The organism is Achromobacter sp. SIMBA_011 (genome assembly GCF_046535435.1).
GTDB classification, from domain to species: domain Bacteria; phylum Pseudomonadota; class Gammaproteobacteria; order Burkholderiales; family Burkholderiaceae_B; genus Achromobacter; species Achromobacter dolens.
In genome coordinates this window covers 50,832-75,623 of the sequence record NZ_JAWRWN010000007.1, presented here as the reverse complement: position 1 = coordinate 75,623, position 24,792 = coordinate 50,832, and the positions used below count along the sequence as shown (strand labels likewise).

General features: G+C 68.6%; 25 protein-coding genes, 1 tRNA gene and 1 pseudogene. 14 read left to right on the top strand and 13 right to left on the bottom strand.

The window, feature by feature from the left end; translation table 11 throughout:
* Nucleotides 1-6: 6 nt before the first annotated feature.
* Complete coding sequence (gene alr, locus SB816_RS22110) at nt 7-1,173, bottom strand: alanine racemase (RefSeq protein WP_054503549.1); 1,167 nt, start codon at nt 1,171-1,173, stop codon at nt 7-9.
* Between the two features lie 133 nt (nt 1,174-1,306).
* On the bottom strand, nt 1,307-1,738 hold the full coding sequence (locus SB816_RS22105; protein WP_054503486.1) for an ATP-binding protein: 432 nt from the start codon (nt 1,736-1,738) through the stop codon (nt 1,307-1,309).
* Between the two features lie 198 nt (nt 1,739-1,936).
* On the opposite strand from SB816_RS22105, the gene SB816_RS22100 reads away from it, so the two are divergent.
* A complete protein-coding gene (locus tag SB816_RS22100; RefSeq protein ID WP_054503487.1) occupies nt 1,937-2,272 on the top strand; it encodes an STAS domain-containing protein in 336 nt (111 codons plus the stop codon).
* A 31-nt stretch (nt 2,273-2,303) separates the two neighbouring features.
* Here SB816_RS22100 and SB816_RS22095 read toward each other — a convergent pair whose 3' ends face one another.
* Nucleotides 2,304-2,540 (bottom strand): hypothetical protein, encoded by a 237-nt coding sequence (locus tag SB816_RS22095; RefSeq protein ID WP_054503488.1) that lies wholly within the window; start codon nt 2,538-2,540, stop codon nt 2,304-2,306.
* Between the two features lie 199 nt (nt 2,541-2,739).
* Here SB816_RS22095 and SB816_RS22090 point away from each other — a divergent pair, with 199 nt between their 5' ends.
* The 3 genes from SB816_RS22090 to SB816_RS22080 all read left to right on the top strand — a co-directional run bounded on the left by SB816_RS22090 (nt 2,740) and on the right by SB816_RS22080 (nt 5,653).
* Nucleotides 2,740-3,675: an NUDIX hydrolase gene (locus SB816_RS22090; RefSeq protein WP_116791527.1), complete on the top strand. Its 936-nt coding sequence runs from the start codon at nt 2,740-2,742 to the stop codon at nt 3,673-3,675.
* An 84-nt stretch (nt 3,676-3,759) separates the two neighbouring features.
* A complete protein-coding gene (gene nadC, locus SB816_RS22085) occupies nt 3,760-4,638 on the top strand; it encodes a carboxylating nicotinate-nucleotide diphosphorylase (protein WP_410547557.1) in 879 nt (292 codons plus the stop codon).
* A gap of 28 nt (nt 4,639-4,666) precedes the next feature.
* Complete coding sequence (locus SB816_RS22080; protein ID WP_054503491.1) at nt 4,667-5,653, top strand: tripartite tricarboxylate transporter substrate binding protein; 987 nt, start codon at nt 4,667-4,669, stop codon at nt 5,651-5,653.
* Nucleotides 5,654-5,737: 84 nt separating this feature from the next.
* Here the strand turns inward: SB816_RS22080 and SB816_RS22075 are convergent, their stop codons facing one another.
* Nucleotides 5,738-6,415 (bottom strand): tellurite resistance TerB family protein, encoded by a 678-nt coding sequence (locus tag SB816_RS22075; protein WP_054503492.1) that lies wholly within the window; start codon nt 6,413-6,415, stop codon nt 5,738-5,740.
* 179 nt (nt 6,416-6,594) lie between these two features.
* Here SB816_RS22075 and SB816_RS22070 point away from each other — a divergent pair, with 179 nt between their 5' ends.
* Nucleotides 6,595-6,993 carry an OsmC family protein gene (locus SB816_RS22070; RefSeq protein ID WP_049071273.1) on the top strand — a complete coding sequence of 133 codons (399 nt, stop codon included), beginning with the start codon at nt 6,595-6,597 and terminating at the stop codon, nt 6,991-6,993.
* A 77-nt stretch (nt 6,994-7,070) separates the two neighbouring features.
* On the opposite strand, the gene fabI is transcribed toward SB816_RS22070, so the two are convergent.
* The 3 genes from fabI to gloB form a co-directional block, all read right to left on the bottom strand.
* Nucleotides 7,071-7,856, bottom strand: coding sequence for an enoyl-ACP reductase FabI (fabI, locus tag SB816_RS22065; RefSeq protein WP_006388687.1), 786 nt, complete (start codon nt 7,854-7,856; stop codon nt 7,071-7,073).
* Between the two features lie 123 nt (nt 7,857-7,979).
* A complete protein-coding gene (locus SB816_RS22060; RefSeq protein WP_054503493.1) occupies nt 7,980-9,398 on the bottom strand; it encodes a transglycosylase SLT domain-containing protein in 1,419 nt (472 codons plus the stop codon).
* 7 nt (nt 9,399-9,405) lie between these two features.
* Nucleotides 9,406-10,227, bottom strand: coding sequence for a hydroxyacylglutathione hydrolase (gene gloB / locus SB816_RS22055; RefSeq protein WP_410547556.1), 822 nt, complete (start codon nt 10,225-10,227; stop codon nt 9,406-9,408).
* Nucleotides 10,228-10,248: 21 nt separating this feature from the next.
* Between gloB and SB816_RS22050 the strand changes: the two genes are divergently transcribed.
* The 7 genes from SB816_RS22050 (at nt 10,249) to SB816_RS22020 (ending at nt 17,444) form a co-directional block, all read left to right on the top strand.
* Nucleotides 10,249-11,028, top strand: a complete 780-nt coding sequence (locus SB816_RS22050; protein ID WP_054503495.1) for a class I SAM-dependent methyltransferase — start codon at nt 10,249-10,251, stop codon at nt 11,026-11,028.
* A gap of 49 nt (nt 11,029-11,077) precedes the next feature.
* Complete coding sequence (gene rnhA / locus SB816_RS22045) at nt 11,078-11,539, top strand: ribonuclease HI (RefSeq protein ID WP_410547555.1); 462 nt, start codon at nt 11,078-11,080, stop codon at nt 11,537-11,539.
* Between the two features lie 251 nt (nt 11,540-11,790).
* Nucleotides 11,791-12,879, top strand: coding sequence for an efflux RND transporter periplasmic adaptor subunit (locus SB816_RS22040; protein ID WP_144657025.1), 1,089 nt, complete (start codon nt 11,791-11,793; stop codon nt 12,877-12,879).
* 30 nt (nt 12,880-12,909) lie between these two features.
* Nucleotides 12,910-16,026, top strand: a complete 3,117-nt coding sequence (locus SB816_RS22035) for an efflux RND transporter permease subunit (protein ID WP_144657027.1) — start codon at nt 12,910-12,912, stop codon at nt 16,024-16,026.
* A gap of 4 nt (nt 16,027-16,030) precedes the next feature.
* Nucleotides 16,031-16,753 (top strand): DNA polymerase III subunit epsilon, encoded by a 723-nt coding sequence (dnaQ, locus tag SB816_RS22030; protein ID WP_064526175.1) that lies wholly within the window; start codon nt 16,031-16,033, stop codon nt 16,751-16,753.
* A 61-nt stretch (nt 16,754-16,814) separates the two neighbouring features.
* A tRNA-Val gene (locus SB816_RS22025) sits at nt 16,815-16,889 on the top strand.
* A 387-nt stretch (nt 16,890-17,276) separates the two neighbouring features.
* On the top strand, nt 17,277-17,444 hold the full coding sequence (locus SB816_RS22020) for a hypothetical protein (protein WP_006388695.1): 168 nt from the start codon (nt 17,277-17,279) through the stop codon (nt 17,442-17,444).
* A gap of 28 nt (nt 17,445-17,472) precedes the next feature.
* On the opposite strand, the gene SB816_RS22015 is transcribed toward SB816_RS22020, so the two are convergent.
* From SB816_RS22015 to SB816_RS21995, 5 genes and pseudogenes are all read right to left on the bottom strand, one after another.
* Nucleotides 17,473-17,940 (bottom strand): YaiI/YqxD family protein, encoded by a 468-nt coding sequence (locus SB816_RS22015; RefSeq protein ID WP_064526173.1) that lies wholly within the window; start codon nt 17,938-17,940, stop codon nt 17,473-17,475.
* Complete coding sequence (locus SB816_RS22010) at nt 17,940-18,203, bottom strand: hypothetical protein (protein WP_006388697.1); 264 nt, start codon at nt 18,201-18,203, stop codon at nt 17,940-17,942. The genes SB816_RS22015 and SB816_RS22010 overlap by 1 nt, the downstream gene beginning before the upstream one ends.
* A 42-nt stretch (nt 18,204-18,245) precedes the next feature.
* Nucleotides 18,246-19,748 carry a TAXI family TRAP transporter solute-binding subunit gene (locus tag SB816_RS22005; protein WP_410547554.1) on the bottom strand — a complete coding sequence of 501 codons (1,503 nt, stop codon included), beginning with the start codon at nt 19,746-19,748 and terminating at the stop codon, nt 18,246-18,248.
* Nucleotides 19,745-20,961 (bottom strand): annotated as a pseudogene (gene gltS, locus SB816_RS22000) (sodium/glutamate symporter). The gene SB816_RS22005 and the pseudogene gltS overlap by 4 nt, the downstream one beginning before the upstream one ends.
* Before the next feature lie 66 nt (nt 20,962-21,027).
* Complete coding sequence (locus SB816_RS21995) at nt 21,028-21,525, bottom strand: GNAT family N-acetyltransferase (protein ID WP_054503503.1); 498 nt, start codon at nt 21,523-21,525, stop codon at nt 21,028-21,030.
* A gap of 315 nt (nt 21,526-21,840) precedes the next feature.
* On the opposite strand from SB816_RS21995, the gene SB816_RS21990 reads away from it, so the two are divergent.
* Nucleotides 21,841-22,833, top strand: coding sequence for a glycosyltransferase family 2 protein (locus tag SB816_RS21990; protein ID WP_064526266.1), 993 nt, complete (start codon nt 21,841-21,843; stop codon nt 22,831-22,833).
* A complete protein-coding gene (locus SB816_RS21985; protein ID WP_116791537.1) occupies nt 22,833-24,422 on the top strand; it encodes a glycosyltransferase family 39 protein in 1,590 nt (529 codons plus the stop codon). The genes SB816_RS21990 and SB816_RS21985 overlap by 1 nt, the downstream gene beginning before the upstream one ends.
* Here the strand turns inward: SB816_RS21985 and SB816_RS21980 are convergent.
* Nucleotides 24,379-24,774 (bottom strand): GtrA family protein, encoded by a 396-nt coding sequence (locus tag SB816_RS21980; protein ID WP_081273537.1) that lies wholly within the window; start codon nt 24,772-24,774, stop codon nt 24,379-24,381. The two genes, SB816_RS21985 and SB816_RS21980, sit on opposite strands and share 44 nt — an antisense overlap.
* Nucleotides 24,775-24,792 lie beyond the last annotated feature (18 nt).

Sequence of the window (24,792 nt, the reverse complement as noted above, 5' to 3'; positions counted from 1 at the left end):
CGCCATTCAGCGCGCCGCGCCGGCGCTGGCCAGCGCCACCGGCACGCGCGCGCTCAAGCCCGTCAATAACTGGGCGGCGATGGTGCCCGCCGCCATCGCGACTTCTTCCACCGGCAGGCCGTCCGCGCCCCACAGCGTCACGGGCGAGCCGATCGCGGCGTGCGGCACGGGGCCCAGATCCACCGCCATCATGTCCATGGAAACGCGGCCCAGCAGCCGCGTGCGGATGCCGGCCACCACCACCGGCGTGCCGGTGGGCGCGTGGCGCGGGTAGCCATCGGCGTAGCCGCAGGTGACGATGCCCACGGCCATCGCCGTGGGCGCGAGGAATGCGCCGCTGTAGCCGACGCCGGCGCCGGCCGGCACGCGCTGGATGCCTACCACCTGCGAATGCAATGACATCGCTGGCCTCAGGTCCAGTTGGGCGGCGCTGCGGTGGGCGAACGGGCTGGCGCCGTACAACGCCAGGCCTGGCCGTACCCATTGCGTGGCCGCGGCGCGCGCCGCATGGCCAAGCATCGCGGCGGAATTGCTGGTGGACACCGGTCCCGGCAAGTCGCGGATGACCTCGCGAAAGCGCGCGTCGGCGCTGTCCACGCCATCGGCCTCATCGGCGCGGGCATAGTGGTTCAGGTGGCCGACCTCCTCGACCAGGCCACGCGCGGCCAGGTTGCGCGCCTGCTCGAACGCGGCGCGGTAGTCGTCGGCGCTGAAGCCGGTGTGATGGATGTCGCCGGCAAAGCGCAGCCAGACCGACGGCCGCTCGGCGGCGGGCGATTGCGCCAACCAGTCCAGTTGCGCGGCATGCGTGATGACCAGATGCAGGCCCGGCGTGTCGAGCAGCAGCGTGTCGGCCTGCGAATAGAGGCCGCCGTAGACCAGCACCGGGCCGTCCCAGCCCAGTTGGCGGCAGGCGCGCGCTTCGTCCAGGTGCAGCACAGCGAGCCCGTCGGCGGCGCGCAGCGCGGGCAGCACGCGCGCCAGGCCGTGGCCGTAGGCGTCGGCCTTGACGGTGGCCCACAGGCGCGGCGCGGCGGCGCCCGACGCGGGGGCGCGGGGCAGGGTGGCGCGCAGGCGCGCGAGATTGTGGGCCACCGCGCCCGCGTCGACGCGGGCGTACAAGGGCCGGGCAAGCAATCCTTCTGGACGATAGGGAGCGTTCACGGGCGGCATCTGGGCGAGGTCCGCGCGCGACCGGCGCACGGGGCTATGCATGAGTGACAGACGACCGGGTTTCGTTCGGTACTTTCTGTCTATGCACTGCTGGTTGTCGATAGCGCGTCTTGATCGAATGCGCCAGGCAGGGTCACGCGGCGCGCATCACGAGCGTCAGGCGGTTCTCATTGCCATTGCGGGCGTAGCGCAGGTCGTGCAGATAGTGCTGCATCAGCCGCACGCCGTGGCCGCCGATGTCGGCGTCATCGAGCGTCGCGGCCAGTGGGGGCGGCGGGGTCTTGGTGGGATCGTACGGACGGCCATTGTCGATTATCTCCAGCGAGATCCATTCGTCGTCCTGGCGACAGGCCAGGCTGACGTGGGCGGGATCGGGGGCGAGCAAGGGATCGTCGAAGGCGTAGGAAACGATGTTCGTCAGCGCTTCGTCCAGACTCAAGGACAGACCGAAACTCAGCTTGGGCGACCACGCGTCGCGCTCGGCAATGGCCTCGAGCCATTCAATGGCGCAGGCGACGGCGCGGGCGTCGGGAACGAGGTCAAGCGTATCGGGCTGAGGGGGCATGGTCGCCTTGCGTTCAGTGGTACACGTGCAGGTGGAAGTATGCCCGATTGCGGCCCGCTGGCGGAACGGGTGAGCCACTGGCGCGTGTCGTTCCACGTTTGCGTTTGGCTGCGCCGGCGCCTCGCGTATCATCTCGGCATCGCGCCGCCGCCCGCAAGCGCCGGGATCCGGGGCGTCGGTCATTTACCGGGAACCACTATGAATCTCGCAATCGAGAAGGTCGGGGAAGTGTTGGTTGTCTCGCCCGAAGGCCAGATCAACAGCGGCAACGCCGCGGGCATCGAAGCCGACCTGTTGTCGCACGTCGAAAAAGGCGAACGCCGTTTCGTGCTCGACATGTCCAACCTGAACTACATCTCCAGCGCCGGCCTGCGCGTGGTGCTGGTGCTGGCCAAGCGCCTGAAGCAGGCTTCGGGCGCGCTGGCGCTGTGCGCGATGCAGCCGCATGTGCGCGAGGTGTTCGACATCAGCGGCTTCCTGGCCATCCTGACGGTGGTCGACACGCGCCAGGACGCGGTGGCCAAGGTCGCCTGATCGCGGCGCGCGCCGGCGCGGCGCGTGCCGGTCATTGCTTGTGGTTTTCGTATGACGTGTCCAGCACGTCATCTTCGGGCGTGATGATGCCGGGGTCGCCGGGCGCCTCGATGGCGCGGCCGCGGCGTGGCATGCCCGCGACGACCTCGCTCTGGTCAGGCATGGGCAGGATGCCGGTGCCCTTGCGGGGATCGACGGACGGCTTTGGCTCCGGGGCGGTGTCCGGTTTGCTGCTGGCGGCGGAGGAATCGATGACGGTTTTCAGCATGATGACGGCTCCGGTTGTGGGCGTCCCAGGATGGCGACGCGCCGGGGATTCCTCTTCATGTTAGGGCCGCGCGCGGCCCTTGCGGCGGGTTGCGCTGTCACGTTTGCAAGGGGCTGTTGCAGGGCCCCGACCTTATAATGCCGAGCGCCTCGCGGCGTCGCGTCACCACGCCCGGTTTTCCTCATTTTCATCCGCCACCTTGACCGAATCCGTCGAACGCTCCGTCCACGCCGAACTCGTTGCCGTCCTGGTCGCCGTCACCAACGGCGAGCCGCGCGTGCTGACCACCGACGATGCGCGGGCCCTGCCGGCGGGGCCCTTCGAGTTGTCGCACCGCTCGCTGCAGGCGGGCTTGCGGGCCTGGGTCGAGACCCAGACGCACCATCCGCTCGGTTACGTCGAACAGCTCTACACCTTCGCCGATGGCGACCGTTCCGACGAATCGGGCGCGCGCGTCATGTCGGTCAGCTACCTGGGCCTGACGCGCGAGGCCGGCGAGACCGGCGTGGCGCAGGTCGGCTGGCAGGACTGGTACCGCTATTTCCCCTGGGAAGACCGCCGCGCCGGTACGCCGGCGCTGGTGGACGAGCTGATCGTGCCGCGCCTGCAGGCCTGGTGCGACGACACCGGCGATGGCGCCTTGCGCCAGCGCCGCCGCCAGCGCGCCGCCATCACCTTCGGCCTGGACGGCGCCGCCTGGAACGAGGACATGGTGCTGCAGCGCTACGAATTGCTGTTCGAGGCCGGCCTGGTGCCGGAAGCGGCGCGCCGCCGTTCGGAGGCGGCCGCCGCGCCGCTGCCGGGCGAGCCCATGCGGCATGACCATCGCCGCATCCTGGCGACCGGCATCGCGCGGCTGCGCGCCAAGATCAAGTACCGGCCGGTGGTGTTCGAACTGATGCCGGCGCAGTTCACGCTGCTGCAGTTGCAGTTGGCGGTCGAGGCCCTGGCCGGACGCGGCCTGCACAAGCAGAATTTCCGCCGCCTGATCGAGCAGCAGGCGCTGGTGGAAGAGACCGGCGAAATGGCCACCGGCACGGCGGGACGCCCCGCCAAACTGTTCCGCTTCCGCCGCGACGTGCTGCTCGAACGCGCCATCGCGGGCAGCAAGCTGCCGCTGTCACGCTCGCTGTGACGCTTGACAAGGCCATATACTCATCTTTAGCATAAGTGCATGCGCATTATTTGCGCGCCTTTTTTTAACCACAAAATACTCAAAATGAGCATTATTGCTGAAGCGCCCGTTGCCCGTTTGGCCATTCCCTCCCTGCCGGATGTCATGCTCGAGCCGCTGGTGCGCGCGGCGTTGCTTGAAGACCTGGGGCGGGCCGGAGACCTGACCACCGACGCCATCGTGCCGGCCGACGCCGTGGCCGAGACGCGCCTGGTGGCGCGCCAGGAAGGCGTGCTGGCCGGGCTGGACCTGGCGCGGCTCGCTTTTCGCGCGCTCGATCCCGCCATCGAGTTCGAGGTTGCCCACCGCGACGGCGCCGACCTGGCGCCGGGCACCGAAATCGCGCGGATTCGCGGCAACGCCCGTGCCATGTTGACCGCCGAGCGGGTGGCGCTGAACTTCCTGTGTCACCTGAGCGGCGTGGCGACGGCGACGGCGTCGATCGCGCGGGCCATCGCCGGCCACGGCGCCCGCGTCACTTGCACCCGCAAGACCATGCCGGGCCTGCGCGCGGTGCAGAAATACGCGGTGCGCGTGGGCGGCGGCAGCAACCATCGCTACGGGCTCGACGACGCCGTGCTCATCAAGGACAACCACATCGCCCTGGCCGGCGGCATCGAGGCCGCGGTGGCGCGCGCCCGCGCCGGCACCGGCCACATGGTCAAGATCGAGCTGGAAGTGGACACGCTGGCGCAGTTGGAAACGGCCCTGGCGCTGGGGGTGGACGTGGTGCTGCTGGACAACATGAGCCTGGACCAATTACGCCAGGCCGTCGCCATGGCGCGCGGCCGCGCCATCACCGAGGCCTCAGGCCGCATCACGCCCGAGACCGCGGCCGCGGTGGCGGCCACCGGCGTCGACCAGATCGCCGTGGGTTGGCTGACCCACAGCGCCAAAGTGCTGGACATCGGGCTGGACGCCTGAGGCCGGCGCGATACGACAGGCAAGCCTCATGAAACGCGCGCTTCGATCCTCGTTGCTGTTGTCGGCCCTGGCGCTCGGCGCCTGCGGCAATCCGCCGTCGGGCGACACGCCCGGGGACGCGACCTATCCCACGCACCCCATCACCATCGTGGTGACCTTCCCGCCCGGCGGCGGCACCGACCTGCTGGCGCGGCGCCTGGGCGCCAGCCTGCAGGAACAATTCGGCCAGCCAGTGGTGGTCGAGAACCGGCCCGGCGCCAGCGGCAACATCGGCGCTCGCGCCGTGGCCGAGTCGGCGCCCGACGGCTACACGCTGCTGATGGTCAACAGCTCGTTCGCGATCAACCCTGGCGTCTACCGCAACCTGGGCTTCGCGCCCAAGCGCGACTTCGCGGCGGTGATCAACGTGGCCTTTGTGCCATCCGTGTTCGTGGTGCCGGCGAACTCGCCGCTGCACACCTTGGACGATGCCCGCGGCGCCGCGCGGCCGGAGCGGCCGCTGCCGTTCGCCTCGTGCGGCAATGGCACGCCGCAGCACCTGGCCGGTGAGATGCTGGCGCGGGCCACCGGCGCGCCGCTGCAGCATGTGCCCTACAAGGGTTGCGGACCGGCGTTGACCGACGTGGCGTCGGGACAGGTCGGCATGGGGGTCGTCACCGCGTCCAGCGCCGCGCCGCTGATCGCGGCGGGCCGTCTGCGGGCCTTGGCCGTCACCTCGCCGCAGCGCTCGCCGCTCTTGCCCGAGGTCCCCACGGTGGCGGAGCAGGGCGTGGCGGGCTACGCGCTTGATCAATGGCATGGCCTGCTGGCGCCGGCGGCCACGCCGCCGGCGGTGGTGGCGAAGTTGAATACGACGCTGGCCCGCATCATGCTGCGTCCGGACGTGCAGGCCGCGCTGCGCGAGCAGGGCTTCACGCCGACCACCAGTTCGCCGCGCGCGTTCCAGGACATGATCAATGCGGACATTGACCGCTATACGGCGCTTACCGAGGCGATCGGGCTGCGCGCCGATTGACGGGCAGGGCGGACGGCCGGGCCGTCCGTTTCCGCGCCTTGATGGTCAGCGTCCCGACCTGACCGGCAAGACGGCGCGCGGCGCTCAGGCCGCCGCGCGGGCGTGTTGCTCCAGTTGTTCCTTCAGCCCCGGTTGCAGCTTGAGCTGGCGCGCCAGCTCGTCCAGGTAGGCGCGTTCCATGTAGCTTTCCTCGTCCACCACCAGCAGGCTGGCCAGGTACATCTCGGCCGCCATCTCCGGCGTCCTGGCCGATTGCGCGATCTGGGCGGGATCGAGCGGGCGCGACAACTCGGTTTCCAGCCAGCGGCGGTCCTGCGCGTCGCTGGACAACTTGGCCAGCTCGGTTTCGAGCAGGGCGCGTTCCTCCGGGCCGATGTGGCCGTCGGCCTTGGCCGCGCCGATCATGGCCGTGAGCACTGCGGTGCTGTGCTGTTCGGCCTCGGGGGCCGGCAACCGGTCCAGCGTCTGCGGCGGGGCGGCCGGCGCGCCGGCCTGGTTGCGTTGCCAGTCGCCATAGGCGCGGTATGCCAGGGCGCCAAGCGCCGCCATCCCGCCATACATGGCGACCTTGCCGCCGATCTTGCGGGCCTTTTTGCTGCCCAGCAGCAGGCCGAGCGCGCCCGCGCCGAGGGCGCCGCCGCCCAGGCCGGTCAGGAACGAACCGCCCTTGCCGCCGGTGGCGTTCTGCACCTTGGCGCCGGCGTCGGCCAGCAGGCCCTGGCCGGATTGCAGCAGTTGGTCGAGAAGTTGTCTGGCGCTCATGCGGGTTTCCTGGTGAATGCAATCGATCTTGCGGACAGGCTATCCGACCGCCGTCTCGTCCAGAAGTTCAGCTTACAGTCAGAAATGGATGTTGCGTCGGGGCGTGGCCCGGGCGACGGATGCTACAACCGGGGTTGGGGCGGCCATGCGCGCCGCCCGCAACGCGAGGAATTCCGCCCATGACTATCCACGTGCGCCAGAACGCGCCCAAGACCCTGCAATTCACCGCCACGGCCGAAGGCCACGACCTGCCGCTGGACATGCCGCAGCCACAGGGCGCGGGCCCGGATCCACACGACTACTTCGATACGGCGCTGGGCGGCTGCAAGGCCATGACACTGATGGTCTACGCGCAGCGCAAGGGGCTGCCGCTGGAATCGGTGGGGGTGGACGTAGTGCGCGACGCCAGCGAGGAGCGCAAGGGCGTCTATCGCCTGACCGCCAAGCTGACGCTGCATGGCGAACTGTCGGACGCGCAGATCGACGAGCTTCTGGCCGTGGCCGAGAAATGCCCGATCCACAAGCTGATGACGGCGGTGGACGTGCAGGTCTCGACGCTGATCGTGCGGCCGGCCTGAGGGGCCGGCGGTCCTGGGCCAGCGGCGCTGCCGCCGCCGGCCCGCTTGGCCGGGCGCGGCGCCCGGCCAGGCAGGTCTTACTCTTCCATGCCCGGAACGATCGTCGAGAAACCGGCGTCCACGTGGGTGATTTCACCCGTGACGCCGGCGGCCAGGTCCGACAGCATGAATGCGGCGACGTTGCCGACGTCATCGATGGTGACGTTGCGGCGCAGCGGCGCCTGGGCCTCGACGAACTTCAGGATGGCCGAGAAGTCCTTGATGCCGCTGGCGGCCAGCGTCTTGATGGGGCCGGCCGAGATGCCGTTGGCGCGGATGCCGCGCGGACCCAGCGCCGTGGCCAGGTAGCGCACGCTGGCTTCGAGCGAGGCCTTGGCCAGGCCCATGGTGTTGTAGTTGGGCACCACGCGTTCGGCGCCCAGGTAGGTCAGCGTCAGCACCGAGCCGTTGCGGCCTTCCATCAGCGGCAGCGCGGCCTTGGCCATGGCGGCGAAACTGTAGGCCGAGATGTCGTGGGCGATGCGGAAGCCTTCGCGCGACAGGCCGTCCAGGAAATTGCCGGCGATGGCTTCGCGCGGGGCGAAACCGATCGAGTGCACCAGGCCGTCCAGACCGTCCCAGCGCTTGGCCAGCTCGGTGAAGGTGGCTTCGATCTGGCTGTCTTCGGCGACGTCGCAGGGCAGCACGATGTCGCTGCCGAATTCGGCGGCGAATTCGGCCACGCGGTCCTTGAAGCGGTCACCGACGTAGGTGAAGGCCAGTTCGGCGCCCTGCTGGTGACAGGCGCGCGCGATGCCGTAGGCGATGGAGCGGTTGGAAAGCACCCCGGTGACCAGGATGCGTTTGCCGGCGAGAAAGCCCATGTGAGGTTCCTTTGATTTTTTTCCTGCTGGAGACCGCCTATTTTAAGGAGTTTGGCGGCCTCGCGGACAAAACGGCGCGGCGCCCGGGTGGGCGCCGCTGCGAAAGACGGATCGGCGGGGGAGTCAGCCGCGGGCGTTGGTGCCCGGCACGCGCAACTGGGCGCCGATCTTGAGGGCGTTGCCCTTGAGGTTGTTCAGGGCGCGCAGCGCGTCCACCGAGGTGCCGTACTGCTTGGCCAGCGAGAACAGCGTATCGCCCTGGCGCACCTTGTGCGTGCGCACGTTGGGACGGGCGGCCGCGCCGCGCGCGGCGGGGGCCGCGGCCTTGCCGCGCGGCGCCGGCGCCTTGCTGGTGTTGACCGGGGCAGAATCCAGCGCGCCGACCGGCGCGGCCAGCGAGGCCAGTTGCACGCCGCCGGCGCCGGGGTCGCCCGGCACCAGCAATGACTGGCCCGAGGCCACCTTCTGGCGCGAGCCGATGTCGTTGGTCTCGCGCAGCTTGGCTTCGGTCACGCCGAAACGCTTGGCGATCGAGGCGTACGATTCGCCGCGGCGCGAGTGGTAGACCTTCCAGGCGCTCAGGTCGCCCTTGTAGTTGGTCAGGTTGGCGTTGAAGATCTCGACGCGGTCGGCCGGCAGCAGCAGGGTGGGGGCGTGGTCGCCGCGGATCACCGGGCGGTTGAACGACGGGTTCAGCGCCTTGAATTCGTCCAGCGGCATCTCGGCCAGCTTGGCGGCGATTTCCAGGTCGATGTCGCTGTTCTTCTGCACCGTCACGAAGTAGGGCGTGTTGCCGACCGGCGGCAGCGCCACCGCGTAGCGCTGCGGGTCGGCGATGATGTTCTTGATGGCCTGCAGCTTGGGCACGTAGTTGCGGGTCTCGTCCGGCATGTTCAGGGACAGGTAGTCCGTGGGCTGGCCGGCGGCCTCGTTCTTGGCCATGGCGCGCTGCACCGAGCCTTCGCCCCAGTTGTACGAGGCCAGCGCCAGGTACCAGTCGCCCTGCATCTCGAACAGCTTTTCCAGGTAGTCCAGCGCCGCGTTGGTCGAGGCGATGGGGTCGCGGCGCTCATCGCGCCACCAGTCCTGCTTCAGGTTGAAGTGCTGGCCGGTGGCCGGCACGAACTGCCACAGGCCCGAGGCCTGGGCGCGCGACAGCGCGGTGGGGTTGTAGGCGCTTTCGACGAACGGCAGCAGCGCCAGCTCGGTCGGCAGGCCGCGGCGGTTGATCTCGTCGACGATGAAATACAGGTATTTGCCGGCGCGCTCGGCCATGCGCTGCACCGCCTCGGGGTGGGACGCGTAATAGTCGGTCCACTGCTGCGAGAGGTCGGTGTTCAGGTTGGGGATGGCGAAGCCGCGGCGGATGCGGTCCCAGGCGTCGACCGGCGGATTGGTCAGGTCGACCGTGCGGGACGTGTCGCGGGCGATGTAGCGCCCTTGGGAGTTGGTGGTGAGGTTCTTGCTGTCGTGGGATTTGGTTCCTGCGCAACCGGCGAGGACTGCCAGCAGAAGCGGCAGAAGGAGTCGGGAGAAATTCATCGGGCGGTCACTTGAAATCGTTCTTCCATTCACGAAGGGAGGCAAAAACCTCTACCGGCGTCGGGTGGTCGTGGCCGGCCCAGTTGCCTGCGGCGCGGACGACGTCAGCTTGCTGCGTGCGCAAAAACGGATTGGTCGCGCGTTCCTGGCCGATGGTCGACGGAAGCGTGGGGAGACCTTCTGCGCGTAATTGCCGGGCCCGCTGATACCACTGTTGCAGGGTGCGGTTGGCGGGTTCGACCGCCATGGCCCAGCGCAAGTTCGCTAGAGTGTACTCGTGTGCGCAAAAAACCTGTGTATCTGGCGGTAAAACAGAAAATTTTTCCAAGGAATCAGACATTTGCGCGGGGGTGCCCTCGAAAAGCCGGCCACAGCCCCCGGCAAACAGGGTGTCTCCACAGAACAGCACAGGCTGTTTTCCCGCGGCCCGGCCGGTGTACGCGATGTGGCCCGCGGTATGCCCCGGCACGTCCAGCACCGTCAGGTCCAGGTCCAGTTCCGGCAGCACCACGCGGTCGCCCTCGGCCAGGGGCACATCGCAGCGCGGCAGCTTTTCGCGCGCCGGGCCATATACGGTGATATCGCCAATGCGGGACAATTCAAGCACGCCGCCCACATGGTCGCCGTGGTGGTGCGTGAGTAGAATGGCGCGCAGCTTCAGGCCTTCGCGGGCCAGCCATTGCAGCACCGTGCCGGCTTCGCCGGGGTCGACCACGGCGGCCTGCCCGTCGCGGACGATGGCCCAGATATAGTTGTCGGTGAAGGCGGGCAGGGGCAAGACCGCGGCGTTGCGTTCGCGGCCGCCTGCGGGGGCGGTCAAGGCTTGCATGGGATTCGAAGGAATGAAGACGTGGCAGAAGAAACTCCGCCGATTGTAGAACTGGCCGAATGGTTCCAGACCCCGCCAGGGCAATACGCCCTGGCCTGGGAGCGCGCGCAGTTCGACGCGGCCGTGGCGGACGTCTTCGGATATTACGCCTGGCAGGTCGGCCTGGCCGACCTGAATCTGCTGCGCGCCAACCGCATGCCCTTCAAGGGCTATGTCGGCACGGAAACCCCCGCGCCCGAGAATATCGCCGGTTGGCAGTCGCGCGTGGTGCTGGCCCAGCCCGAAGCGCTGCCGTTCGAATCGCAGAGCGTCGACCTGCTGATCCTGCCGCACGCCTTCGAATGCACCAGCGAGCCGCACAACGTGCTGCGCGAGGTCGAGCGGGTGCTGGTGCCGGAGGGGCGGGTGGTGATCTCCGGTTTCAATCCCTGGAGCATGTGGGGCGCGCGCACCCGCATGCCCGGCATGGAGCCCTGGCTGCCGCAGCCGCCGTCGTCGCAGGTCTCCCTGCCGCGCCTGAAGGACTGGTTCAAGCTGCTGTCGCTGGAGGTCGAGCAAAGCCATTTCGGCTGTTATGCGCCGGCCTGCCGCAGCGAGAAATGGCTGCAGCGCTGGGGCTTCCTGGAATCGGCCGGCGCGCGCTGGTGGAGCCTGGGGGGCGCGGTCTACCTGGTGTCGGCCGTCAAGCGCGTGGCCGGCATGCGTATCATCGGCCCCGCCTGGAAAACCAAGCCCAAGCGCGCCCGCGCCGCGTCGGTGGTGGTCAACCGCCAGGCAGGCGACGGCTTCGACCGCTCCTGAGCGGCGGGCCGGATTCATATCGAAAGAACAAGGACATACAAGCAGCGCCATGCAGGACAACAACGCGAACGACCAGAAAGTGGAAATGTGGACCGACGGCGCCTGCAAGGGCAATCCCGGTCCGGGCGGCTGGGGCGTGTTGATGCGCGCCGGCGCGCACGAAAAGACCATGCACGGCGGCGAGGCCCAGACCACCAACAACCGCATGGAACTGCTGGCCGTGATCGAGGGCCTGCGCGCGCTCAAGCGTCCGTGCACGGTCACCATCCACACCGACTCCCAGTACGTCATGAAAGGCATGACCGAATGGCTGGCCAACTGGAAGCGGCGCGGCTGGATGACGGCCGACAAGAAGCCGGTCAAGAATGCCGAGCTGTGGCAGTCCCTGGACGAGCAGGTGCGGCGTCACACCGTGTCGTGGCGCTGGGTCCGCGGCCACGCCGGCGACCCCGGCAACGAGCGCGCCGACCAATTGGCCAACCAGGGCGTCGAGTCGGTCCGGTGCGCTTGAACGACCCGCCGGGCGGCGCGGCGTGCCGCCTGGTGTCCGTCAATGACTGCGTGTTTTCACCGATGCGGATGCGCGGGCGTGGCCGCCCGCATCGGGAAATACCCTGGGTCGGCCGGTTTAGTGCTTTCAGCGCGCTTCAGGATTGTTCCAGGTTGTAAATCCGGTGCTAAAGTGCCAACCCTTGATCCTGTTCCTGCGGCGCCGTCCCAGCGGGGGATGCCTGGCACGCGCCGCGATACCGCCACATTCGCATGAAAAAAGCTGCATTGCTGGCCGCCATCGCGGCAGGAGTGGCCGCGGGGGCCGCTCTGGGCGTATTCGTGCCGCGCTGGCTCGCGCCGGCCGCCACGCCGGCGGCCAGCGCCGCCGCGCCCGCCAAACCCGTCTCCAAGGCGGCTCCAGTGCGGGTCGAAGTCTCCGCCGTCACGGAAATTCCGTTCGCCCGCGGCCTGTCGGCGGTGGGCAGCCTGCGCTCGGATGAGGCCGTGATGCTGCGGCCCGAAGTGGCCGGCCGCATCCAGTCGATCGAGTTCAAGGAAGGCCAGCCGGTCAAGCGCGGCCAGGCGCTGATCCGCCTGGACGATTCCGTGCCGCGCGCCGAACTGGCGCAGGCGCGCGCCAACCTGGCGCTGGCGCAGAGCCACTATCGCCGCGCCGTGGCGCTGCAGGCCAAGGGCTTCGTCAGCCAGCAGGCGCGCGACGAGTCGGCCAGCACGCTCAAGGTGCAGGAGGCCGCGGTGGCGCTGGCGCAGGCGCGCCTGGACAAGATGACCATCAGCGCGCCGTTCGCCGGTTTCGCCGGCCTGCGCAGCGTGTCGGTCGGCGACTATGTGAACCAGGGCCAGGACCTGGCGCCGCTGGAGGCGATCGACCCGCTCAAGGTGGATTTCCGCGTGCCCGAGATGTATCTGAGCAAGGTCGGCGTGGGCCAGCAGCTCACGCTGCGGCTGGACGCCTTGCCCGGCCAGGAACGTCCCGGCCTGGTGTATGCCGTCAGTCCGCTGGTCGACGCGGGCGGGCGCTCCATCCTGCTGCGCGCCACCGTGGCCAACGCCGATTCGCTGCTGCGTCCGGGCATGTTCGCGCGCGTGCAACTGCTGTTCAACCAGGACAAGGCGCTGGTCGCGCCCGAGGCGGCGCTGTCGCCGTCGGGCGAGACCCAGTACGTATACCGCGTCAAGGACGGCGTGGCCGAGCGCCGCGAAGTCACCATCGGCGAGCGCCGCGAGGGCAAGGTCGAGATCCTGACGGGCGTGGCGGCCGGCGACGAGCTGGTGGTGTCGGGCCTGCAGCGCGTCACCGATGGCGGCCCGGTGCAGATCGTAAAAAACGGCGCCTGACGCCATCTTCCCAGCGAACGGCGGCCCCTCATGCGTATCTCGGAAACTTGTATCCAGCGGCCAGTGTTCGCGTCGGTGCTATCGCTGGTCATCGTGCTGATCGGGCTGATCTCGTATTCGCGCCTGACGGTGCGCGAATATCCGAAGATCGACGAGCCCATCGTGTCGGTGGACACGACCTACAAGGGCGCCTCGCCCGAGGTGATCGAGTCGCAGGTGACCAAGCCGCTGGAGGACCAGTTGGCGGGCATCGAGGGCGTGGACGTGATGACCTCGCGCAGCCGCTCCGAGCGCAGCCTGATCAACATCAAGTTCAACCTGTCGCGCAATCCGGACGCGGCGGCGGCCGAGGTGCGCGACAAGGTCTCGCGCGCGCGCCGCTTCCTGCCCGACGAGATCGACGAGCCCATCATCGGCAAGGTCGAGGCCGATTCGCAGCCCATCATCTACATCGCGGTCGAGTCCGGCTCGTATTCGGCGATCCAGACTTCCGACTACATCAACCGCTACATCAAGACCCGCCTGTCGGTGCTGCCCGGCGCGGCCGAGGTGCGCGTGTTCGGCGAGCGCCTGCCGTCCATGCGCATCTACGTGGACCGCGACAAGCTGGCCGCCTACGGCCTGACGGTGCAGGACGTGGAATCGGCGCTGCGCAGCCAGAACGTGGAGATCCCGGCCGGCCGCATCGAGTCGCGGGCGCGCGAGTTCTCGGTGGTGTCGTCCACCGACCTGCAGACGCCGGCGCAGTTCGAGAACGTCATCGTCGCCAACGTGAAGGGCTATCCGGTGCGGCTGCGCGACGTCTCCAAGGTCGAGATCGGCGCGGCCAACGACCGCATCCTCTCGCGTTTCAATGGCAAGCCGGCCATCAACATCGGCGTGACGCGCCAGTCCACCGCCAACCCGCTGGAGCTGTCCAAGGCCGCGCGCGAGGAAGTGGCGCGCCTGAACGAGAACCTGCCCGCGGGCATGAAGCTGACCATCGCCTACGACTCGTCGGTGTTCATCGAGCGCTCTATCGACTCGGTGTTCCACACCATTGGCGAAGCCATCGTCCTGGTGGTGCTGGTGATCTTCTTCTTCCTGCGCAACCTGCGCGCCAGCATCATTCCCATCGTCACCATCCCGGTGTCGCTGGTGGGCGCCTGCGCGCTGATGTACCTGTTCGGCTTCTCGATCAACACGCTGACGCTGCTGGCCATGGTGCTGGCCATCGGCCTGGTGGTGGACGACGCCATCGTGGTGCTGGAGAACATCTACCGCCACATCGAGGACGGCATGCCGCGCAAGGAAGCGGCGCTGCGCGGCTCGCGCGAGATCGGCTTCGCCGTGGTGGCCATGACCATGACGCTGGTGACGGTGTACGCGCCGCTGGCGTTCGCCACCGGCCGCACCGGACGCCTGTTCATCGAGTTCGCGCTGGCGCTGGCCGGCGCGGTGCTGGTGTCCGGCTTCGTGGCGCTGACGCTGACGCCCATGATGTGCTCGGTGCTGCTGCGCCACCAGAGCAGCCACAGCCGTTGGTACAACCTGATCGAAGGCTGGCTCAACGCCATGAGCAACGGCTACCGGCGGGCGCTGGCGCTGTCGCTGCGCCATCGCTGGGTGGTGGTGGCGATCGGCCTGGCGGTCGCGGCTGGCAGCGGCGTGCTGTTCAAGGTGGTCAAGAGCGAGCTGGCCCCGGTCGAGGACCGCGGCGTGGTGTTCGGCATCGTCAGCGCGCCGGAAGGCGCGACGCTGAACTACACCCTCGACAGCATGCTCGGCATCGAGCAGTTCTACGCGGCCATTCCCGAGGCCAGCGGCAGCCAGGTCACGGTGGGCTTTCCCACGGTGACCGACGGCACCGCCATCCTGCGCCTCAAACCCTGGGAAGAGCGCGGCCGCCGCCAGCAGGCCATCACCCAGGAGCTGCAGCCGCTGTTCTCGTCGCTGCCGGGCGTGCGCGCGTTCCCGACCAATCCGCCGTCGCTGGGCCAGTCGGCGCGTTCCAAGCCGGTCGAGTTCATCATCATGAGCCAGGCCTCGTACGCGGAGCTGTCGCGCCTGACCGAAGTGTTCCTGGCGGAGCTGCGCAAGTATCCCGGCCTGCTCAACCTGGACACCGACCTGCGCCTGAACACGCCCGAGCTGCGGGTGCGGGTGGACCGCGACAAGATGGCCGACGTCGGCGCCAACGTCGACACCGTGGGCCGCACCCTCGAATCGATGCTGGGCGGGCGCCAGGTGACCCGCTACAAGGACCAGGGCGAGCAGTACGACGTGATCGTGCAGGTCACGCCGCGCGACCGCGCCACGCCCACGGATATTTCCGGCATCCACGTGCGGGCGCGCGACGGCAGCATGGTGCAACTGGACAACCTGGTGGCCGTGCACGAAGGCGTGTCGCCGCAGTCGCTGAACCACTTCAACCGCCTGCGCGCGGTCAAGATCGACGCCGCCGTGGCCCCCGGCTACGCGCTGGGCGAGGTGCTGGCCCACATGCACCAGGTGGCGCGCGAAGTGCTGCCCAACACGGTCGTGACCGACCTGGACGGCCAGTCGCGCGAGTTCCGCGATTCGTCGGGCAGCATCTACCTGGTGTTCGCCATGGCGCTGGCCTTCATCTACCTGGTGCTGGCGGCGCAGTTCGAGAGCTGGCGCAACCCGTTCATCATCATGCTGTCGGTGCCGCTGTCCATGACCGGCGCGCTGCTGGCGCTGTGGCTGACCGGCGGCACGCTGTCGATCTACAGCCAGATCGGCCTGATCACGCTGGTGGGCCTGATCACCAAGCACGGCATCCTGATCGTCGAATTCACCAACCAGTTGCGCGACGAGGGCAAGGCGCTGTTCGAGGCCGTGACTGAGGCCAGCGTGCTGCGCCTGCGGCCGATCCTGATGACCACCGGCGCCATGGTGCTGGGCACCGTGCCGCTGGCGCTGTCCTCGGGCGCGGGCGCCGAATCGCGCCAGCAGATCGGCTGGGTCCTGGTGGGCGGCCTGATGCTGGGTACACTATTGACCTTGTTCGTCGTGCCGGTGGCCTACACCCTGATCGCCACCGCACGCAGGAAACCCGGCCCGGCCGGCAGCGCAACGCATCCCCCGGCCGGCCCGGCGGATGGCCAGGCGCCGTCGGCGCCTGCGGCCCAAGCGTCGGAATAGCTTTATGCGCCAGATCATCTTTGACACTGAAACCACCGGGCTGGATCCCGCCCAGGGACACCGCATCGTCGAAATCGGCTGCGTCGAACTGGTCAACCGGATGGCCACCGGCAACAACCTGCACATCTACCTGAACCCGGACCGCGACAGCGACCCCGAGGCGCTGGCGGTGCACGGCCTGACCACCGAATTCCTGTCCGACAAGCCGCGCTTCGGCGACGTCGCCGACGAGTTCGTCAAGTTCATCCAGGGCGCCGAGCTGATCGCGCACAACGCCGCGTTCGACGTGAAGTTCTTCAACGCCGAGCTGGCCAAGACCGGCCGCGGCCCGATCACCGAGTACTGCGAAACGGTCACCGACTCGCTGCTGCACGCGCGCTCCCTGTTCCCGGGCAAGCGCAACTCGCTGGACGCGCTGTGCGACCGCTTCGGCATCTCCAATGCGCACCGGACGCTGCACGGCGCCTTGCTCGACTCGCAGTTGCTGGCGGAAGTCTGGCTGGCCATGACCCGCGGCCAGGACGCGCTGCTGATCGACGTCGACGACAACGACACGGGCGCGGGCGGTGGCGTGGTGCTGGCCAGGTTCGACGCCTCCGGCCTGCCGGTGGTCAAGGCCAGCGAGGCCGAACTGGCCGAGCACGAAACCTACCTGGCGGCGCTGGACAAGTCGGTTGGCGGCGAGTGCGTCTGGCGCAAGCTCGAGGCGCCGGTGGCGGCCGCCTGAAAGTTTTTTCCCGGCGACTTGCACACTTTCAAAAAAGCGTGCTAATATTTCGCCTCTTTCGGGGTGGTTAGCTCAGTGGTAGAGCACTGCCTTCACACGGCAGGGGTCACTGGTTCGAACCCAGTACTACCCACCAAAGACCCTCGAAGCGCATCGCCAGGCTTGAAAGCCGGCAGACGCGACTCGAGACCGGTGCAAGCGCTTTGCTCAAGCAAAGACGCAAACCCGAACGACAATGAAGCCAACCTTAGCCGGTTGGCTTTTTTGTTTTGCGCGCCGCCTTGATGTGCCGCAAGCGCGACCGCCCGATTTGCGCGCCATCGTGCCCCGGGTTGTCTATGATGAAATCTGAAGTCGCAAATTTCGGCCTAAATTTCGGCCCAAAGCTCGGCCTAAAGCGCGAGCCCAAAGCGCGAGCCCAAAGCGCGTGGTCGGGCCGCGGCAACCGGATGTGGATGCAAAAGCAAGAGCAAAGGCAAACGCAGGCTGAGACGCGAAACGCGTCGTTTACCGGGAGACCTTCATGCACCCCAGCACCAACACCATGTTGATCATCATCGTCACGGGCGTGGCGCTCATGCTGCTCGGGTTTGGATTGCGCGACCGCAACATCGGCATGGGGCTGATGGGCATCGGCCTCATCACGGCCATCGGCACCATCATCTACAAGGCGTACATCACGTTCTATTGACGCCGCCGGGCGCGTGGTCCTGCGCGGTTCAGGCCTTGGGCGCGGCCAGCCGCGCCGCGCGCGCCAGCAGCGTGTCGAGCTGGTTGGCGAAGGCCTTGCGGTCCGCCTGGCTGAACGAAGACGGTCCGCCCGTGTCCACGCCGCTCGCGCGCAATTCCTCCATCATGTCCCGCAGGGCCAGCCGTTCGCGGATGGTCTCCGGCGAATAGCGTTCGCCGCGCGGGTTCAGCGCCATGGCGCCTTTTTCAAGTACCTGCGCCGCCAGCGGGATGTCGCCCGTGATCACCAGGTCGCCGGCCGCCGCGCGTTCGGCGATGTGAGCGTCGGCCACGTCGAAGCCGCGCGGCACCTGCACCGCGCGGATCAGCGGGGAGGGCGGCGTATGCAGCGCCTGATTCGCCACCAGGGTCAGGGGCACCTGCCAGCGCTGCGCGGCGCGGAACAGGATGTCCTTGATGACCCCGGGGCAGGCGTCGGCGTCGACCCAGATATGCATCAGCCCAGGGCCTTCTGCAAGGCCTCGGCGATGATGTCGTTGGTGCTCAGGCCGCGTTCGGCGGCCGCCGCGCGCAACTGGTCCGCCTGGGCCTGCGACAGCTTCAGCGGAAACGGCACCAGGCCGGCGGCCTGGTCGAGCTTGCGCTGTTCACGGCGGTCGGGCACCTGCGAGGCGGCGCCGAAACGGTCGGGCGTGCCGGCTTGCTTGAGTTGGCCGGCCAGTTTCAGCGCCTGGTTCTTTTGCAGATCGAATTTGTTCATGGATATTCCTGATTGGGAGCGCCATCATAAGCGCAAGCGCCGTCAGCGGGGTTTGGCATTCTCCAGCGCGGCCAGGCCTTCTTCCGCGCCGTCGTGCAGCGGCACGGTCAGGCCGCGCCGGGCGTTGGCGACGTTTACCTGGGCGCCCTGGGCCGAGCCGGCCGCCAGCAGGTCCTGCCCGGTCTGGTAGACCGCCCGCACCACCTGCAGGGCTTCGTCGCGGGTCAGCGCCGAGGTGGTCAGCAGCAGCGCCGCGGTGCCGATGGTGGCGACCGGGTCGGGCTGGTTCGGATAGGTGCCCGACGGAATCTCCAGCGGCATCAGCCCGTCGTCCTGCGCGGCCAGCGCCTTGACCGCGGCCGGATCGAGCGGCAGCAGTTTCAGGTGCGCCTGGGTCAAGGCGTCGCGCAGGGGCGTGGCGGGAATGCCGATCACCTGCGCCGCGGCATCGATCGCGCCGGCATTGAGCGCCGGCAGCGAGGCGGTGAAAGGCGTGGGAATCGCCTCGTAGTCGCGTCCGGCCTGCAGGCCATGCGCCGCCAGCACCGCCTCCAGCGTGGCCCGCACCGCCGAACCCTCCGCGCCGAGCGCGATCTTCCTGCCTTTCAGGTCGCGCACGCCGCGCAGGCGGGCGTCGTCGCGCACGACGATATGCACCATTTCGGGATAGAGGCTGCCCAGCGCGCGCAGGCCGGCGAACGGACCTTGCGAGGCGAACGGGCCGCGGCCCTCGTATGCCAGTTTGGCGGTGTCGGCCTGGGCCAGCCCGACCACGGCGTCGCCGCTGCGCAGCAGGGCGATGTTTTCGGCGCCGCCGCCGGTGATCAGCGGCGTGACGCGGATCTGGCGCGCCTGGCCCACCGCGCCCAGCGCCCGCGCGAAGGTGACGTACTCGCCGCGGTCGGGGCCGCCGGCCAGCGGATAGCCTTGCTGCATGCGCGCCAGCCGGCCGTTGATGCGGGCGACGGAGCGCTCCAGTTCCTGCTGCACCACGTGCTGCGCCGTGCTGGAGGCGCTGTAGGCGACCGAATGAGTGATCTGGTCCAGCGTTTCGAGCAGCCGCTGCGTCACGGGCGGCGGCGCGCCGGTATCGAGCGAGGGCGCTTCGGCGGCCTTGAAGCCGGCGGGCGTCACCAGCTCCCAGGCCTCGCCCGCTTTGCGGTAGATGGCGCTGGCATGCGCAACGATCCGGTCGCCGGCCTGGTTGCCGCTGGATTTCACGCCGCTGATACTGCGCGGGCCCGCGCCCAGCAGCGTCACCAGCGCGGCGGCCCCAGGCTGGTCCCAGGCGCCCAGCGCGATGTCGCGCGTCACTTCCAGCCGCAGGTCGTAATAGACCACGCGGCGGGTCTCGCCGGCCGGCGCATTGCTGTCGGCGGCGGACCCCATGCGCTTGATTTCATCGATGCGGAACAGGTCCGCGCCATAGGTGGCGGCCAGGCCGCGTTCGACATCGGCGCGCAGCGTATCGACGTCGGGGGCGCGGCCGCAGGCGGCCAGGAGCAGGCACAGGGCCAGCAGGAAGAAGCGCTTGAGCATGATCACATCCCTCCCACGAACGGCAGGGAGATCAACGAGGTCAGGACGATCACGTTGAGGATGTCCACCAGGAACGCGCCCGTCACCGGCACCACGATGAAGGCCTGCGGCGCGGGGCCGTGGCGCCGCGTCAGCGCCTGCATGTTGGCGATGGCGGTGGCGGTGGCGCCCAGCGAAAAGCCGCAGAACGCGGCCGACATGATGGCGGCCTCGTAGTCGCTCCTGAGCAGGCGGAACACCACCCAGGCCGAATACAGCGCGCAGAACAGCGTCTGCACCGCCAGGATCAGCGCGAGCGGCCCGGCCAGCCGCGCCACGCTGCCCAGGTCCAGCGTCATCATCGTCATGGCCAGGAACAGCGACAGCGTGATGGTGCCGATGATCTCGGTGGCGCGGTCATCCAGCTTCAGGCCCAGCCGCTCGCCGCCGTTGCGGATCAGCACGCCGGTCGCCAGGCACCAGAGGAAATTGGGCAGGCTGACCGGCGCGCCTTCCACCAGCGTGGCCAGGTAGCCGCCCGCCACCAGGCAGACGAAGGCGGCGGTCATCGAGGTGATGAACGAGGCCGCCGTCGATGGCGGTTGCGCCCCGGTCAGGTCGGGCGCCTCGTGGCCCGCCGTCGCGCGGCGATCCAGGCTGCCGGCCAGCTTGTGGCGGCGCATCAGCCATTCCGCCACGGGGCCGCCGACCACGCCGCCCAGCACCAGGCCGATGGTCGCCGCCGTCATGGCCAGCGCCATGACGTCCTGGATATTGTTGACGTCGGCAAAACGGGTGGCGTAGGCCGCGCCCGTGCCGTGGCCGCCGACCAGTGTGATGGTGCCGCCCAGCAGCCCCATCAGCGGATGCATGTCGAGCAGCCAGGCCATGCCCAGCCCGACCGCGTTCTGCAGCACCAGGAAGGGGATCAACGCCAGCAGGAAGGCGATCAGCCGCGGGCCGCCCTTGGCCAGCAGCTTCAGGTTCGCCGTGAGGCCGATGCAGCCGAAGAACAGCAGCAACAGGGTCGGTTTGATGCTGGTTTCCAGGGACACGGCGTGGCCGCCCCAGGTCGATAGCGCGTAGGCGCCGATCGCGAACAGCAGACCGCCGACGATCGGGTCCGGGATGCTGTAGCGCGCCAGCACGCCGATGCGGGTGGTCAGGACGCGGCCGATGGCCAGCACCAGGCAGCAGGCCAGCAGGCCAGCAGGGATTGGACGGGCGAGAGTGAAATCATGGAAACCTTCGTGCCTCGCGGGGCAACGGACGAGAGAGGCGGGCGCGCGTGGCCCCCCGGGGGAGGTCAGAGCGGAAAGGCGCGCGCCATGTAACTGGCCTGAGGGCCATAGCCCTCGAGCTTGGCGGCCAGATCGCGGCCGCCGCCGGCGACCGGCGCATAGCCATGACGCAGCCAATAACCCACGGCCGAGCCCAGCGACACCAGGCTGGCGCGTCGCAGGCCCGCCTGCGTGGCGCGCCCGGCCGCGGTGCGCAGCAGGGCCTGGCCCACGCCCAGGCCCTGCGCCGAGGGCGCCACGGCGCAGTCGTGCAGGAACCAGTGGTCGGCGGGCTCCGGCAGCGTGGTCAGCGGCGCGTCCAGGGTCGGCGGCAGACCGGCGTCCCACGGATACGAAACCAGATAGCCCAGCAGCCCGTCCCGCGGCGTGGCGGCTTGCGCCACCCAGCAGTGCGCCGGGGCCAGCGCCAGCCGGTTCAGGAAGAAATCAGCGCTTTCCAGGAGGAACCCCGGATAGGCGCCGGCCTGGACTTCGAGGATGGCGTCCACGTCGCCGGCCAGCATGGGGCGGACTCGATATTGCATAACACCCTGTGAAAACAAGAACTTCCCGCATTTTACCGACGCCCGGAAGGCGTCGCTTCACGTCTCTTAACAAATCGGGGACAGAGATTTACGCGACTTTATATCTCTGCCGGCCACCCTGCCTAGAATCGCCGGAATGCGACCAGTCTTATAGCCAGGGCATTTGATGAAAATTCGACGATGGCTTGCGCATACTGCCCGGCATAACGTCCCGCATTCCAATTTCAGAGCATCATGCATATCCAATTCCGGTCCGAGCCCCAGGGGCAACACGTCCTGACCAAAGCGTTTCCCATGGAAGCGGTCTGGGGGACGGCGGCCGCCAATGTGCCGTACGACGCCTGCGTCACCTGCGTCATTCCGTGCCTGAATGAATGCGAGAACCTGCGCGTGCTGCTGCCGCTGCTGCGCAGCCGGCTGTCGGCGTTGTGCTCCGGCTGGGAGATCATCGTCGCCGACGACGGCAGCACCGATGGCACCGAGGCGCTGATGGCCGAATGGTCCCAGTACGATGGCTTCCGCTACGTGCAACTGTCGCGCAATTTCGGCAAGGAAGCCGCGCTCAGCGCCGGGCTCGAAAGCGCCACCGGCGACGTCGTGATCTGCCTGGATGCGGACATGCAGCATCCGCCCGCCCTGATCGAGCAGATGCTGGCCCGCTGGGCCGCCGGCGCCGAGATGGTCTACGCCGTGCGCGAAACCCGCAGCGACGAGTCCTGGGTCAAGCGCACCGGCGCCCGCTGGTTCTACAAGCTGCTGAGCGGCGCCCGCGGCGTGGACGTGCCGGCCCACGCCGGCGACTTCCGCCTGATGAGCCGCAACGTGGTGGACGCGCTGAACGCGCTGCCCGAGCGCACCCGCTTCATGAAGGGGCTGTACGCCTGGGTCGGTTTCAAGGGCGAGGCGCTGCCTTACACCCCCGACGAACGCATGCACGGCGACAGCCGCTTCGGCAGCATGCGCCTGGCGCGGCTGGCGCTGGACGGCCTGACCGCCTTCACCACCTGGCCGCTGCGCCTGGTCAGCCTCGTCGGCGTGCTGTTCGCCGTGCTGGCGATGGCCTACGCGGCGTACCTGGTGATCGATTTCCTCGTGTCCGGCAACCCGGTATCCGGCTGGACCACCATCGTGACGGCCGTGCTGTTCTTCGCCGGCGTCAATCTGATCTCGCTGGGCGTGGTGGGCGAATACGTCGCCCGCATCTTCGACGAGGTCAAGGGGCGCCCGCTGTTCGTCGTGCGCCGCCGCCAGGGGCAGGCCGCCCGCGCCGACAAGGTCGCGCACTGATGGCCGCCGCGATGCAACAGCCGGCGCGTTCCGATTGGATCCCGCCGGCGGGCAGGTTCCTGCTCGCCATCGGTTTCTGGCTGGCCTTCCTGGCCTGGGTGCGGCCCCTGACGCTGCCCGACGAGGGCCGCTACGCCGGCGTCGCCTGGGACATGCTGCGCAGCGGTTCGCACATGGTGCCGCTGCTCGACGGCATGCCTTATTTCCACAAGCCGCCGCTGTACTACTGGCTGACCGAGTTGTCCTTCACGGTGTTCGGCGTGCACCCCTGGGCCGCGCGCCTGCCGTCGCTGCTGGCCTCTTGGGCCGCCATTGCCGGGCTGTACGCCTTCGTGCGCCGTTACCGCGACGCCGCCAGCGCGACGCTGACCGCGCTGGTGCTGGCCACCGTGCCGTTCTTCTACGGCGGTTCGCAATTCGCCAACCTGGACATGCTGGTCGCCGGCATGATTACCCTGTGCGTGCTGGCCGCGGCCGACACCGTGCTGCGTGTCGAGCGCGGCGAGGCCTATCGCTGGATGTCGCTGGCCGCCGCCGCGCTGGCCGGCCTGGCAGTCCTGGCCAAAGGCCTGATCGGCCTGGTGCTGCCGGGCGCCATCCTGTTCGTGTGGCTGGTCTGGAGTCGCCGCTGGCGTGGCCTGGGGGCGCTGGTCTGGCCGCCCGCGTTGCTGGTGTTTGCGGTGGTCGCGGTGCCGTGGTTCGCGCTGATGCAGATCCGCTATCCCGGGTTCTACGACTACTTCTTCGTCTACCAGCATTTCCAGCGCTTCGCCGCCTCCGGTTTCAACAACGCCCAGCCGTTCTGGTTCTACCTGCCCGTGGTGGTCGGCCTGAGCCTGCCGTGGTCCCTGTGGGGCGGCGGCATCCTGCGCAAGGCGTTCTGGGCGGAGGGCCCCCAGCGCGACCTGCGGCGCCTGGCGCTGATCTGGTTCGTGGTGGTGGTAGGCTTCTTCTCGCTGCCCAACTCCAAGCTGGTCGGCTACGTGCTGCCGGCGTTGCCGCCGCTGGCCTTCCTGCTGGCGGAAGTGATCGTCGCCGCGGCGCGCCAGAAGAGCGACGTCCTGACGCCGCGCCTGGTGCGCATCTGCGTGGCCGTCGGCGCCGGCATCTGTGTGCTGGCCATCGGCATCGCGGCCCACTCCGCCCGTGGCAGCGCCGGCCCGCTGGCCGCACAGATCCGTTCGCTGGCTCAGCCTGCCGATACCTTCGTGTCGTTGCACACCTATCCGTTCGACCTGGCGCTGTACGCCAAGGCGCCCAACCCGACCTGGGTGGTGGACGACTGGCTCAATCCGGAAGTGCCGGTGCGCGACAACTGGCGCAAGGAACTCTATGACGCCGCCAAGTTCGAGCCCCAGGTGGGCAAGCAGGTGCTGATCAGCGCCGACGAATTCCACGCCCGCCTGTGCGCGGCGCCCGATGGCGCCCGCTACTGGGTCTGGGGCACCAAGTCGGACGCGGGCAGCTACCGCGCCCTGGCCGGCCTCGAACCGGTGGCGAACAGCGTGAAATACGTGATCTGGCAGGTGGTCTCGGACGCCGCGTTCAAGCAGCGGGCTTGTGGCGGAACGCCCAAAGCCGGCTCGTGATGAAGGTGGCCACCGCCAGGCCGATCAGGATGAGCGCCAGCAGGATGTCGTAGCGGATGGCCGTTACCCTCAGCAACCAGGCGTAAGCGGATTCATTGATGATGAAGCCCGCGGCTGAAATGAAGAAGAAACGACGTACTGCTATGGTCCAGGGTGTCTTCGAATGTCTGAACGTGAGCCGATAGTGTCCGCTGAAGGACACCACGAACGCCACCAGCCAGCCGATCAGGTTGGCCAGGAGCGGGGCCGCGCCCAGGCCTTCGACGCAGGCGACCGCGACGCCCCAGTGGGTGGCGGCCGCTGCGCATCCGACGAAGACGAACAGAATGACTTGCTGAAGCAGGGCGCGCATGTGGGGCGTGTCGATGAA